The 12766-nt window shown below is 58.6% G+C and carries 9 protein-coding genes and 2 pseudogenes; 8 read left to right on the top strand and 3 right to left on the bottom strand.

The features are described from left to right. Nucleotides 1–14 precede the first annotated feature (14 nt). Nucleotides 15–407: pseudogene (locus N2599_RS25640) on the bottom strand (cellulose synthase); the annotation flags it as partial. Continuing rightward, a pseudogene (gene bcsN, locus N2599_RS25645) lies at nucleotides 397–1192 on the bottom strand (cellulose biosynthesis protein BcsN); the annotation flags it as partial. The pseudogenes bcsN and N2599_RS25640, both read right to left, overlap by 11 nt. 505 nt (nucleotides 1193–1697) lie before the next feature. On the opposite strand from bcsN, the gene N2599_RS25650 reads away from it, so the two are divergent. The 7 genes from N2599_RS25650 to N2599_RS25680 all read left to right on the top strand — a co-directional run bounded on the left by N2599_RS25650 (nucleotide 1698) and on the right by N2599_RS25680 (nucleotide 9474). After that, nucleotides 1698–3392, top strand: coding sequence for a putative bifunctional diguanylate cyclase/phosphodiesterase (locus N2599_RS25650; protein ID WP_037143005.1), 1695 nt, complete (start codon nucleotides 1698–1700; stop codon nucleotides 3390–3392). 90 nt (nucleotides 3393–3482) lie between these two features. Then, nucleotides 3483–3941 (top strand): hypothetical protein, encoded by a 459-nt coding sequence (locus N2599_RS25655; RefSeq protein WP_051336733.1) that lies wholly within the window; start codon nucleotides 3483–3485, stop codon nucleotides 3939–3941. Then, on the top strand, nucleotides 3938–5116 hold the full coding sequence (locus N2599_RS25660; protein ID WP_027512120.1) for a class I SAM-dependent methyltransferase: 1179 nt from the start codon (nucleotides 3938–3940) through the stop codon (nucleotides 5114–5116). The genes N2599_RS25655 and N2599_RS25660 overlap by 4 nt, the downstream gene beginning before the upstream one ends. A 56-nt stretch (nucleotides 5117–5172) precedes the next feature. Beyond that, nucleotides 5173–7473 carry a SpoIIE family protein phosphatase gene (locus tag N2599_RS25665; protein WP_245209283.1) on the top strand — a complete coding sequence of 767 codons (2301 nt, stop codon included), beginning with the start codon at nucleotides 5173–5175 and terminating at the stop codon, nucleotides 7471–7473. Nucleotides 7474–7477: 4 nt separating this feature from the next. Continuing rightward, a complete protein-coding gene (locus N2599_RS25670; RefSeq protein WP_027512122.1) occupies nucleotides 7478–8032 on the top strand; it encodes a slr1658 superfamily regulator in 555 nt (184 codons plus the stop codon). Nucleotides 8033–8050: 18 nt separating this feature from the next. After that, entirely contained in the window at nucleotides 8051–8389 is a 339-nt protein-coding gene (locus tag N2599_RS25675) for a slr1659 superfamily regulator (RefSeq protein WP_027512123.1), read from the top strand. Between the two features lie 239 nt (nucleotides 8390–8628). Further along, complete coding sequence (locus tag N2599_RS25680; RefSeq protein WP_027512124.1) at nucleotides 8629–9474, top strand: SHOCT domain-containing protein; 846 nt, start codon at nucleotides 8629–8631, stop codon at nucleotides 9472–9474. A gap of 162 nt (nucleotides 9475–9636) precedes the next feature. On the opposite strand, the gene N2599_RS25685 is transcribed toward N2599_RS25680, so the two are convergent. Then, on the bottom strand, nucleotides 9637–10749 hold the full coding sequence (locus N2599_RS25685; protein WP_051336723.1) for an MFS transporter: 1113 nt from the start codon (nucleotides 10747–10749) through the stop codon (nucleotides 9637–9639). A gap of 219 nt (nucleotides 10750–10968) precedes the next feature. On the opposite strand from N2599_RS25685, the gene N2599_RS25690 reads away from it, so the two are divergent. Then, nucleotides 10969–12486, top strand: a complete 1518-nt coding sequence (locus N2599_RS25690) for a winged helix-turn-helix domain-containing tetratricopeptide repeat protein (RefSeq protein ID WP_027512126.1) — start codon at nucleotides 10969–10971, stop codon at nucleotides 12484–12486. Nucleotides 12487–12766 lie beyond the last annotated feature (280 nt).

Here is a 12766-nt window from a genome sequence, read left to right on the forward strand (position 1 = left end):
TCTGAGAGCGGAGATCAGCCTGACGTCTCTGGGCGCGTTGCTTGCCTGAGGTCGGCAAGCCCCCTGTTGGCGCCCTTGCTGCCGGTGGCAGCCGCCGCGGTGAATATCCGTTCGGCATCGCCATACATTTTGAGATTCAGATAGCAGTAGCCCCGCAATACCATGAGGTCGACTGTTTCCCGTTTGATCTGTGCTCGCTGATCGAGATAGATCAGCGTTTCGCGATAACGCTTGGCGCCATAGGCGGCGAGTGCGCGGTCGGCGAGGATCGAGATCTGGAGTTCCGCGGCGCGCTCACGGCTTTGAGGCGCGCGGGTTGCGGCAACCGCGGCATTGTTGGATAGGCCAACACGAAGATAGGCGAGACTCTGCCCATAAGCGGCATCTTCGCGTGTCCGGCGCTGGGGTAGACGTGGGCGCGACCGCCTTCGCCTGTCGGGTCTGGCGGCGGACGGCAGCCGGCGCCGGTTCGTAACCGGTCTCAATGGCGCCCGCGCGGTAACCGCCGTCGTGCGGGTAGATAGGGCTGCCGGTACGACCGAGAACCTCATCGGCTCCCTTTATTTCGCCGTACGGGTTCCATATATCGCCATCAAGCGTACCGGTGATCGTATAGCCATACATGACACTCAGAAGCTGGCGCTCGCTGGCACGCGCATCGCAGAGGCGAAAGCCGCACCTGGATCATCCCGAAATTGCGCGCCTGCGTGTGTGCCGCCTGGCTCGACCGGATCTGCTGCCAGCCATAAAGGCATGTATCGCCGCCACGGCTGCGACCCGAGGCGTAGGCAAACGGTCCATAGCTGTTCTGCAGGAAGGTGTTGTTCCTGACCATCGCGACGCCTGGCGCGGCGGCGAATGCCTCCCGAGAGATGCCGCTTTCGCTGATCATCTTGTAGGTAGCGTTCCCGGTGCGCGGATTGGAGCCGCTTGCCCCCAGGAACTGCACCTTCAGGAAGTTTTCCCCCGGGACGGAGGAAGACGTAAAGAGCGAAAGCGTCTGCTCCACGCCGTTGCCGCGCCTGGTTTCGACGACGCTCACGATGGACGGGCCACCAGGGGGCGGAAGAACGAGCGCCTTCTCGCTAGCCACGGCTTCGGGTGCGGAGGGCTGCCTGACGCTCCCGCTCGTCGACGTGCAGCCGCCCAGCAAAGCTGCCGCGACCACCGATATCAACCCCAGCAAGCGCATCTTTGGTGCCGCCGCAAATCGTCTTTTCAGATACCCATCGGCACTTCGTGCGATGGATGTTCGAATCAACGACCGAGCGGCCGTTAATGATGAATAAACGGCCGATATGGTTAACAGAAAGTTAGTATCGGCGTTCTTGCGACAGCCATAGGTGATGGTGATGCAAAGACTGTCGATCAGAGCACTCTACGCCCTTTACGGGACGACGTGGCCATGGCGCGCCGACCAGCTTGATGGCTTTCCGGGACACTGAGCTCCGGACGCGTAGCTTCGCCCACCGCCTGCAGGTCCGACCCGCGGTTTGTTTGCGATTCCTTAAATAAGAAGTCTTTAATGTAGGGTCGAAAATCCGGCCACTACACGCATGAAAGATAGCGCGTTTTGGTAGAGTTCTGCGTTGACTGCAACGAGGCTTGCTCTAAGCTCTGATTTCGAACGGGCATTGGGGCTTGGCAAGGATGTGCCGAGATCACGTTAGGCGCGGCGGGTTGAGGAGGGTGACTCCATGCCGAAAAATCGTGCGAATTGGCCTCAGCCGATCACGCAAGCGTTCGGATTCGGCAGCCGCGCCGAGGAGCTATTTTCGCTGTGGGATCCCGATCTCCGACTTATCGATTGGTCTGAAACGCTCAAGGAACGCCTGGACTTTGCTGACGAGGCAGCCGTTACATTGCGGGACGTTTATCCCGCCTTGGCAAATCCCGAGTTGGCTGCCGTCGTTCAGCTCGTCGTTGACACCGGCAAGCCGCGAACCATTCATCTCGGCGCCCCTGAGTCCGAGCGGCGCAATCTGCTCTTGTTCCACGCCAAGGCCGGCCTTGCGGTCGTCGAACTCGCCGGCGCTGATGTTGATGAGGCAGCAAAGGCGGAGGAGCAGGAACGGGCATTGCTCCTTCACCAAGCAACCCATGACGTTTTGACCGGACTGCCCAATCGCCGGCAATTCAGCGACAAATTGGGCAAAGCTCTTCCAGTTCGCGGAAAAACCGGCCTTGCACTGATGCAGATCGATCTGGATGATTTCAAGCCCGTCAATGATACGCTGGGCCACGGAGCCGGGGATATCGTCCTCAAGCTTGCCGCAGAGAGAATTCGAAAAACGGTAGGCGAAGACGAGACCGCCTTCCGTCTCGCAGGTGACGAATTCGCCGTCATACAGATCGCTCGAGAGCAACCGGCTGAAGCCGAAAGATTAGCGGATTCGCTGGTCAGCGAATTTAAGAAGCCGTTCACAGTAGACGGCATTACGGTGTTTGTCGGTGCCAGTATCGGCGTAGCGATTGCGCCTCGTGACGGCAATGAGAGCGAGCAGTTGATGAAGGCTGCCGACGTTGCCCTTTATGCCGCCAAGAAGGACGGACGCCGGCGCGCGCGGACCTTTGATCCAAGCATGCTGCAAGTGCTGGAACAGCGGGAGTTATTGAGACGAAGCCTGCGAGTAGCGCTGCAACACGGCGAGTTCTTTATCGAATATCAGCCGCTAGTCGACCGGTCGCTGGCGATAACCGGCTTCGAAGCACTTCTGCGCTGGCGCCATCCAATCCTCGGAGCAATATCGCCGGTCGCCTTTATCCCTATGGCCGAAGCAGATGGTCTTATGAGCGAAATCGGCCAATGGGTGCTTGAAGAAGCCTGTCGGCAGGCTCTGACTTGGCCCGCCCACTATACCGTTGCGGTCAATCTGTCGCCGGCCGAATTTCTAACGCCAGGCTTGACCGACCGGGTGTCCCATACGCTCGATACGGTCGGATTGCCCGCAGAACGCTTGGAGCTCGAAATCACCGAAACCGTGCTACTGGAACGCACGATCAACAATCTTGACGCGCTGAACACCCTCAACGTGCTTGGCATCCAGATTTCCCTTGATGATTTTGGAACCGAGTACTCCTCTTTGAGTTATCTCAAGAATTTTCCATTCGATAACATCAAGGTCGACAAGTACTTTATCAACGATCTCCCCGATGATCAGAAAAGTCAGACCATAGTCCGCTTTGTCATAGCAATGGCGCATGGGCTTGGCATGCGGGTGACTGCCGAAGGCGTTGAGACGGCCGAACAGGCTTCCTGGTTACAGGCGGAGGGATGTGACCGGCTGCAGGGATATTTCCTAAGCCCCCCTCTCAGGGCAGAACTGATTGATGAATTTATTCATAGGAGCCTGCTGACATCGGAAACCGCCGATGATCAGGCCAAATCCTGAGTATTAAGCGGCAATTCGCCGAGGAGGTGCCGTTTGAAAAGTCAAGAAGCTGTAACGAGCGTTCCATTTGACCAGCTGCTCAGTCTGAAGATGGACATGGCGACCTTTACCGCCGAATGGTTGCATTGCGATCAGCTGTCTAACTACGTTGCTCGAATGGTCAGCCACGATCGCCGCGACCCTGTGCGCCACTCTAATCTGCTTTCCTCAGCTCTTAACGAGCTCCTGGAGATGTCGTTTCGCTCGGAGGCGAATGATGGTGAATTCGTATGCAGTTTTTACCGCCGGCAGCAGATCGAGCGCGTTGAACTGACCTTTCCTTGCCCGCCAGAACAGCGGCAATTCTACAAAAAAAGCCTCCTGGGGCTAAAAGCCGACCGAGCGCTTGCGAGCTATCTCAACGTTATCACGAGCGATGCCGCATCTGACGCTCAGGCAATCCTGCTGGGACTGGTTGTGAACTACGATGCTGAAATTCAAATCCGCGATGTGGACACCGGCACACTCACATTTGTCGTCGACCTGCCGCTCGAAAGGCTACAGAATTGACCGCGCAAAGTCCTTCTCCTGTCTTCACAGCCCAATTCGATGTCAACGATCAGGAGTTTTCCTTCGCTGGCGTGCTTCGCCCCCATTCCACGGCTGAAATTGCCGACGAGCTCTTGCTGCTGCGAAATGGGATTGAGATCGTAAACGGTGTTTTATACGTCAATCTGAAGCGCGTTACACACATGAACAGCACGGCATTTCGAGCCCTGACGCGGGTTCTGGTCGATGCTTCGCGTTCAAGGCCTGAGCTCAAGTTTGTGGTTGTCATATCAAGCGTAGTCGCCTGGGCGGCACGGATGTTCCGGCATTTGAGCGATCTTTCACCGAACATCGCCGTCGAGATCTACGATTCTGCTTTCTATCCCGGCCAGACGTTCGTTGAAGACCAAAGCTTCATTCCCATCCTTAGGACGCAGACCAAGATGACCTGGCGACACGAGCGAGAAATCTTGCCACGCCATGGACTTCACAGCGGCATGGTGATTGCCGACATTTGTTGCGGCATCGGCGATTTCGCGATGCTTGTCAGGAAGGAATTTGATCCAGCGAGGATCGTGGCGCTAGACCATTCGGTTGTAAGCCTCGACTATGCCCGCGATGTTGCGGAAAAGTTCGGTGTCCGCGACATTGAATATACCTATGGCGATGCATCGCAGATGCTGTTCGAAAGCGACCAGTTCGATTTCGTGACCTGCCGGCACTCGCTGCAGATCTTCGATCGACCTGAACTGCTGCTCAGGGAACTCTATCGGATTTGCAGGCCAGGTGGCCGGGTTTACATCACCAACGAGAAAAACTCTCATTGCCTCGGGGAGCCGCGAGCTGACAGCATCCAATGGACCTATACGGAGGTCGCCAAGCTCTTCAGTCACTTCGAAATGGATGTCGAAATGGGACCAAAGGGCCTGCGCCTTTTGTTGGACGCAGGCTTCGAGGCCGTGAGAATGGAAAGCTTCATGGTCACCAATCTGGACGGAAATCCCCAGGATTTCGCAGACATCATTGCAGCATGGCAGGACGTCTACGCAGGCGAAATGTCTGTCCGCAGGGGCGATTCACCGGAGTTCATCGAACGCTTCAAACAAGGGTTTGCTGACCATATCTTTGCGGCGCTTCATCCAAGGGGCTACGCCGGTTGGCCCATCTGGGCAGCGTCCGGGCAGAAGCCGTTATGATAGTCGGCCGAATCAGGAAGCCAAACCTCGGCTTGCGCTCATTTCGGGCGAAATTCATGATTGTTGTGGGCGGGGCAGTCCTTTTCGACCTGCTTGTCAGCGGCGGCCTCGCGCTCTGGAACGTGCAGCGTCTTTCTCGCGACGCGACAGCAGAAGTAGGGCAAGGCCTTGAAAAGGCGAGCCAGGACTATATCCGCTCTTACACGGACTCGACGGCGGCACAGGTTGGCTTGCTTCTCCACCAGGTCCATTCCGACGTCAAGGCGCTGGCCGGCGTGCTTCAAGGCCAGATCGATCAGCCGACGAGAAACAGCGAGATTGGAGCCGCCATGGCAAGGGCGGCTCCAGCTGCGGTGACCGTAACGTTCGACAGCAAAGGCCAGTGGGCCCAGAACCGTCCAGGGTCGCCGTCCGTTGTCAGCGTGTGGGGCTATCTCCTCGACAAGGAACACCATCCGCTGCCGCAGGTGCAGACCGATATCGAGACGAGTGCCGTCCTTGATCTTGTGGCCCCGGACCTTTTGCAGAATGGCGCGTCGAAGCTGCAGATGTACTATATTGGGCCGAAGGAGCGTCCGATCTTCAGGACGGCACCGTATACAGATCAAGCGCAAACATTCGATCGGCTCTATCCCGGCCACAATAGTGCAGACTTCTGGGATTTCTTCTTCCCGGGCCTCTACGAGTCTTGGCAAAAATGGGCAATGGACATCACTTCCCGGCCGGTCCCTGACAATATCACGCAGACCGCTCCTTATACGGACGCAATCACGGGCAAACTGATCGTCAGCTTCTTCCATCCGCTTTGGACTGCCGATCGGCGCAGCGTGGCGGGAACTGCCGGAGCAGATATCACCCTTGATCAGCTCGCCGAAATTGTCGAGCGCGTGAAGGTCGCCGAAAGCGGCTTCGGTTTTCTGACCATGTCGGACGGCAATGTCGTTGCAATCAACCCTGCCGGGGAAAAGATCATCGGTCTACGCTCGGCGAGCGACGCGACGAACAAAGGCGTGACGGGTCTTGACCGCTCTTTACGCAACAGTTCGCAAAAGGCGGTCGCCTCACTCCCGCTTGATGCAGATGGCATCATAAAGCACATTTCGCTAAACGAGAACGGCGAAGACGTTCCTTATCTTGTCGTTACAAAACAGCTAAACGCGACCAATCTTTGGATAAGCGGTCCGGTTCAACGCGAGGTCATGTCGCTCGGCATCGTTGTCCCCGAGCGCGAGATCTACGCTTCCCTCATTGCCGCCAGAGATCAAATATCCCGGGCAACCAACCGCATCCTGATTTATCAGATCCTCGCGGTTTTTGTTTCGATGCTCGTCGTTACTGCTGCGGTCATTGCGGCATCTAAGCGAATTACCAGCGGGATCAGCGCGCTGGCGGGTGCCGCCAAGCGCATCCAGGCAAAGGATTATTCCGTAAGGGTCGATATAGCCACCAAGGACGAAGTCGGCGAGGCTGGTCTCGCGTTCAACCGCATGGCCGAGGAGATCAGCTTCCATACCGAAAATCTTGAGAACCTGGTGGCCGAACGCACGAAGGAAATTGAAGCTGCCAAGGAAGAAATCTCAATCCTGAACGGCCAATTGAAGAGCGAAAACGTGCGCCTTGGTGCCGAATTGGATGTGGCTCGGCAGATTCAGCTTATGGTGCTGCCACGCGAGAAAGAGCTTGCTGCAATCGAGCAACTGGAGATTGCCGCCTATATGCGGCCCGCCGACGAAGTTGGTGGGGACTACTACGACATCCTGCAAAACGGAGATCACCTGAAGATCGGCATCGGGGACGTCACGGGCCACGGCCTCGAAAGCGGCGTGCTGATGCTTATGGTGCAGTCCGTCGCCCGCGCGCTACAGGAAGCTGGCGAAACGGACCCTTCAAGATTCCTCACTTATCTGAACCGCTCGATCTACAAGAACATTGAGCGGACAAGAACCGACAAACACCTCTCGCTGTCATTTCTGGACTATGATGGCGAGCGCTTGATCATTTCGGGCCAGCATGAAGATTTAATTGTCGTTCGCCATACCGGCGAAGTCGAACGGATCGACACCGGCGATCTCGGCCTGCCGGTGGGACTTGAAGCTGACATATCGTGCTTCATTGATACCCGCGAAATACCTTTTCAGAAAGGCGATTTGATTGTCCTTCATACCGATGGCGTCACGGAGGCAGAAAATCCCCATGGCGAGCTCTTCGGGATCGAGCGGCTTTGCGAAAATGCACGCCGCCTGCACGGTCGGACAGCAGAGCAGGTGATGAATGGCATCCTCGAGAGCCTCATGGCTTATATCGGAACGCAAAAGATATATGATGATATCACGCTCGTTGTGATACGGCATAGGTGATCGCATGACAAAGGTTCTTTATGGACAAGAGCATCTCGCTTCCTTTGACACAACGCGCGCCGTTCAATTGCGGCTACTCGACGGCCCGCTTGATCTTGCCTGGAAGCACTCCAGCATGACATCGGATTTCATCGCCGAGATGATTGCGCTCAGATTTCGTCCTTCGAAGCGCCGTTACAATCAGGTTCGACATGACATCGGCTATCTGACGAACGAGCTGATCGAGAACGCCATCAAGTTTCGCGCTTCTGGCGAAATCGCGATCGAGGCCGTAGCGGAAGGCGACAACTTTAAAATGAGGGTATCAAATTTTATCGACAGCGAAACGGCAGCCAAGTTCCAGCAGGTGCTGTCGAACATAACGCAAGGCGATCCGAGCGATCTTCTCATCCAGCAGATCGAGGCAAGCGCCGCAACGATCGGTAGCGGTTCCGGATTGGGATTGCTGACTTTGATGAGCGACTACCAGACAGATCTGGCTTGGCTCTTCGAGGAGGACAGTCCCCGCAACCGGGCAAAACTCGAAACATATGCCGTAATGCCAATTTCACCGTCATGAAACCGCGAGAAATGAGCTATGGAAATTAGAGAAGAAGCGTTCCGCGTCTGGTCCGAGGGCGGTACTGTTTACTTTGACGGAACTATGCGACTGGCAGGTCCCGATGCGTACGCGCCCATTCATGCTTTGGCCATGAATGCGCTCAAAGATGGGGACGGTAAGACCATTTTCGACGTAACCGGCCTTCAATTCTTGAACTCCTCCGGCATAAACCTGCTCGCCAAATTGACGATCGAAGCGCGCAAACAGCCGGACATTCATTTGATCATACGCGGTTCGTCCCAGGTTCCGTGGCAGATGAAATCGTTGCCCAACCTCAAGAAGTTGCATCCAGGTGTGGATCTACGGCTGACCTAACGATCACACGTGCGCATGAATACTGATTGGCGCCGCATGGAAGCACCGCCAGTACACAGCACAGGCGGCCAAGAGACGAGGGCAGCCTCACGTCGCATTATCCAGGTTCTCACGCTCAGCACGCGGGCCGGTGCGGGGCCCCTGTCAACCCGGAGCGGCGCGTGCTAGATCACTTGCAACGGGGATGCGCCGGCACGGCACGGCGTGGCGGCAATCTTCATCAGGCAAGGGCGATCACGATGAGACAACTCAGTGAAGAGGGCCGACGGACCCTGGAAGGGATTGCAGCGCGGTACGGGGTCAGCCCTGGCGCGGTCGAGCACCTTTTGATGGCGATTATCGCCGGGCAGGCGACCCAGGCCCAGTTCAACCATCCCGATCTGGGTGGGATGGGGCAATGGTCGCAGGGCGGCATGATCATGGTCGGCGACATGTTCAACAATGCGCTGAAGGCAAACGTGGCCGGGATATGTTCCGAGCTTGCAGCCTTGGTGCGCGGCATGGATTTGCGAGACTCACAGACGTCGCACCAGTCCCAATATCAAGGTCAGGGCGGCGGCGTCAGCCTGTTCGTGCCCGGGGCGCTGTCGGCCGGGAACTGGTGGCCCGAGGAATTCGGGCATCCTGCCTCGACCGGGGCGCAGAATGACCTGCGCTACGCCTTTTTCCCGACAATCCGGCGGCTGGCGATCGATGTCGGCGGCCAGGTTACGGTCTATGACACGAAGGACCATCGCATTGGCGGTTTTTCGCAACAGCAAAGTGGCGACCAGTCGCTGAGCTTTACCTCTCAGCATGGGCTGGTGAGAATTTCGGAACTGGATGTGGTCCGCCAGGACGGCACGGAACCGGCGGACACGCCGGCTAGCGGAACATCCGCTCCCTCGGCTGCGCCGGCGATATTCGAATCGCCTGCGCCGGGAGCCGCCGAGCCACAACAAGCGGCGCGTCCAGCACCGGAGGCGCTTCGGCCCGATGAGGACGTCTTCGACAAGATCGAACGCCTCGCAGCACTTCATGCGAAAGGCATTCTCACGGATCAGGAATTCGAGACCAAGAAGTCGGAGTTGCTCAGCCGACTATAGCATCGATCAATGGCGGCCCAGGTAATTGTTGAAGGCTTTCGATCGCACCGGGCTGGAGCAGCGGGCGCGTTGGAGTGCCGCGAGCAACGGCGTTCCCGATCATCCCTCGCTAGTGGTGGAAGCCCGGCATCCCATCGACGCGCCACGAGGCAAGTGGCTCGATCAGACCCGCCGTCTCCGCGCCATCAGAAGCGCCGCGAGTACACAGCACAGCAGGCCCAGGGACGAGGGCAGCCCTTGATGTCCGATCAGTTGCATCGCCAATCCTGTCGCGGGCGAGCCCACGATGCCGCCGACGCCCCATGCGAACGCGAAGGCCGCGTTGCCAGCGATCAAGACTTGACCGGTGAAACGCTCGCCGAGTTGAATCAGCGACATGGTGTAGATCCCGAACGAGACCCCGCCTAAGACGAAAACGAGCGGCCAGATGAGCCACGAGGTGAAGAGCGGCGGCAGCAGCAGGCAGCCGGCCAGCGAAGCAAGGGCACAGAATAACATGGACTGCGTCGAGCCAAACCGTTCGGCCACGCGCCCAAGCAAAATCTGCAGTACGGCATTGCCTGCTATGAAACACGTGATGAGCGAAGCGATCCGCTCCTCGGCGCTGCCGAGCGCGGCGCCATAGACCGCGAACAAGGAAAGCAGGATCTGCTCGAAGGCGGCAGCAGTGAAAACCGCGAACGATAGAAGCGGCGCCAGTGTAAGGAAGCCGCCGACCGATGTTGCCGTGCCTTCATGCGGCGTCTTCGGCAGGCGCGGCACGACCGCAAGCACGATCAGGCCGCAGACAAGGAAGGCCACGATGCCGACCGTGAAGGGCGGCCAACCCTGTGTGCCGACCAGGCCGAGCGACAGCGGGCCGATAGCGAAGCCACCGGAAACGATCGATGAATAGAGGCCCATGATGCGGCCCCGGCGTGGCGCGGGCGTGATCGAGATCAGCCAGGTTTCGCTGATCACGTAAAGCGGATTGGCGAAGAAGCCGAGCAGGAAGCGCAGCGGCATCCAGGTCCAGACGTCCTGCGTCCAGGCAATCGCGATCAGGGTGAGCGCGGCCAGGACCGAACACAAGATCGCTAGCCGCGCCCCGCCTACGCGCCGCGCCAGCGCCGGAATGAAGGACGCGGATACAATAAAACCCAGCGGCGTCATCGCCGACGACAAGCCGATCAGGCCGGACGTCGTCCCCTGCCGCTCCAGGATAAAGCTGAGCAGCGGATAGGTGAGCCCCTGTGCCACGGCGAACACCGTGACGGTCGAGATGATGCCCGCCATCGCGGCCCATGGAATCCCCACAGGCGTTCCCGGTTGCGCCGTCGCAGACCGGGCCGATGCAAGGGTGGGGGTATCGTGCATGGCAAACCTCCATACGGGGGTAAAGGGGGCCGGGCCCCGACCTGAAAGAGGATGAATTCTGCAGGATCCGAACAGCGTCGTAATTAAGCTCTCCCAAATAGTTCTCAAAAATTTCCAAACCGGCTATGGATGCGCCGTATGCAGGGATCGCGCTTTGCCTTTGGTCCGTTCGTGCTTGATTCCGGTGCGGGAACGCTCCTTCGGAACGATATCCCCGTCGCCATTGGCTACCGCGGGCTGAGGCTGCTTGCAGCGCTCGTCGGACGACCCGGCGAAATCCTGGGCAAGGCCGAGTTGATGGATGCGGCGTGGCCGGGCAGGGCGGTCGAGGAAGGCAACCTCACTGTCCAGATCGCGCAACTCCGGAAGCTGCTTGATCCGGCCGATGCCGGAAAGGGGGGCGGTGAATGGATCGCCACGGTTCCGCGCGTCGGCTACCGCTTCTTAGGCACCGTCGAACAGCTCGGTGGCGCGAAGCGAAAACCTTTGCCGCTGCCCAGCAAACCATCGGTAGCCGTGCTGCCCTTCGTGAATATCAGCAACGATCCCGAGCAGGAATCCTTCGCGGATGGGTTGACCGAAGACCTGATCACCGACTTGTCCAGGATATCCGGCCTGTTCGTCATCGCACGTAACTCGGCCTTTGCCTACAAAGGTAAGGCGATGGACGTGCGCGGGATCGCCGAGGACCTTGGCGTGCGCTACCTGCTGGAGGGAAGCGCCCGACGCGCCGCTGGGCGCGTACGCATCAACGCGCAGTTGGTCGACACGGTGAGTGGCGATCATCTATGGGCGGAACGCTTCGATCGCAGCCTCGACGATATCTTTGCCGTTCAGGACGAAGTGACGGCCAAGATCGTGGAGGCGCTGCTCGGCCGGCTGCGTGCACCGCCGCCGCGCAACCGGCCCAAAAATCTCGAGGCTTACGATCTCTGCGTGCGGGCGCGCAAGCTGATGGATGACTCGCCGCAGTCGGCGCGGGAAGCGCATCTGATGCTCACGCGCGCGGTTTCGCTCGATCCTGATTACGCCGAGGCATATCGCTGGCTCGCCATGAACCACTGGATGGGATGGATACACGCCGGCGGACCAACCGAATCGACCCGTAGCGCTGCCTTGGAACTGGCGCGCACGGCCGTAGCGCTCGATCCCAACGACGCCGGCTGCCGCTGGGTCCTGGCGTATCTGCTTGCCTATGAGCGTCGCTTCACCGAGGCGGATACGGAATTCACCACCTCGATCGCGCTCGACCCGAACGAGGCCGACGCCTGGGCGGCATTATCCGACATCGCGATCCTGGCCGGGCGCGTCAATGAGGGCCTTGAGCACATTCGCAAGGCGTTCCGGCTGAATCCGTTTCCGGCAAGCTGGTATTATCTGACGCTCGGCCAGGCGCAATATGCGGCCCGCGACTACGAGGCCGCGGTCGAGACACTGCGCAGGGACGAGACTTATCGTACGAGCTCACGCCGATTCCTGGCAGCAAGCCTTGCGCAACTCGGCCGGCTCGATGAGGCGCGCGCAGAGGCCGAACTGTTCCTCGTCGGCAATCCGCATTTCACAATCCGCCACTGGGCCGCGACGGAGCCGTTCCGCGACGGTGCGATGCTTGAGCATTTCGTTGATGGCTATCGCAAGGCCGGTCTTCCGGAGTGACACCGGCGTGATGGAAGGCACCGCTTTCCCCTTGGAAGCGGACATGCGGCCGGGGAGAGAAAGCGGCTGTTTTGGTGAATGGCGTCAATTCGGCAAGGGCGAACGAACTTCAGCAAATGTTGCAGCGATGGGTCCGTGGCTGGCGGTCCAGGTTTGTCCATGGGCACCTACGTCACGCTTCCTTTCACTACGGATCGTTTGTGAAGCGCCGTTGATAGCAGATATATCTTCTATGCCCCACTGAAGGGCACCTTGCTATTTCGGCAATTCGTATCCTTGA

It is taken from the genome of Rhizobium sullae, from assembly GCF_025200715.1.
In the GTDB taxonomy this organism is placed as follows: domain Bacteria; phylum Pseudomonadota; class Alphaproteobacteria; order Rhizobiales; family Rhizobiaceae; genus Rhizobium; species Rhizobium sullae.

What these genes read in the sequence shown, in the direction of transcription:
- N2599_RS25650 (WP_037143005.1), top strand. Translation starts at nt 1,698, where the DNA reads ATGCCGAAAAATCGTGCGAATTGGCCTCAGCCGATCACGCAAGCGTTC.
- N2599_RS25655 (WP_051336733.1), top strand. Translation starts at nt 3,483, where the DNA reads ATGGACATGGCGACCTTTACCGCCGAATGGTTGCATTGCGATCAGCTG.
- N2599_RS25665 (WP_245209283.1), top strand. Translation starts at nt 5,173, where the DNA reads ATGATTGTTGTGGGCGGGGCAGTCCTTTTCGACCTGCTTGTCAGCGGC.
- N2599_RS25670 (WP_027512122.1), top strand. Translation starts at nt 7,478, where the DNA reads ATGACAAAGGTTCTTTATGGACAAGAGCATCTCGCTTCCTTTGACACA.
- N2599_RS25675 (WP_027512123.1), top strand. Translation starts at nt 8,051, where the DNA reads ATGGAAATTAGAGAAGAAGCGTTCCGCGTCTGGTCCGAGGGCGGTACT.
- N2599_RS25680 (WP_027512124.1), top strand. Translation starts at nt 8,629, where the DNA reads ATGAGACAACTCAGTGAAGAGGGCCGACGGACCCTGGAAGGGATTGCA.
- N2599_RS25685 (WP_051336723.1), bottom strand. Translation starts at nt 10,749, where the DNA reads ATGGCGGGCATCATCTCGACCGTCACGGTGTTCGCCGTGGCACAGGGG.
- N2599_RS25690 (WP_027512126.1), top strand. Translation starts at nt 10,969, where the DNA reads ATGCAGGGATCGCGCTTTGCCTTTGGTCCGTTCGTGCTTGATTCCGGT.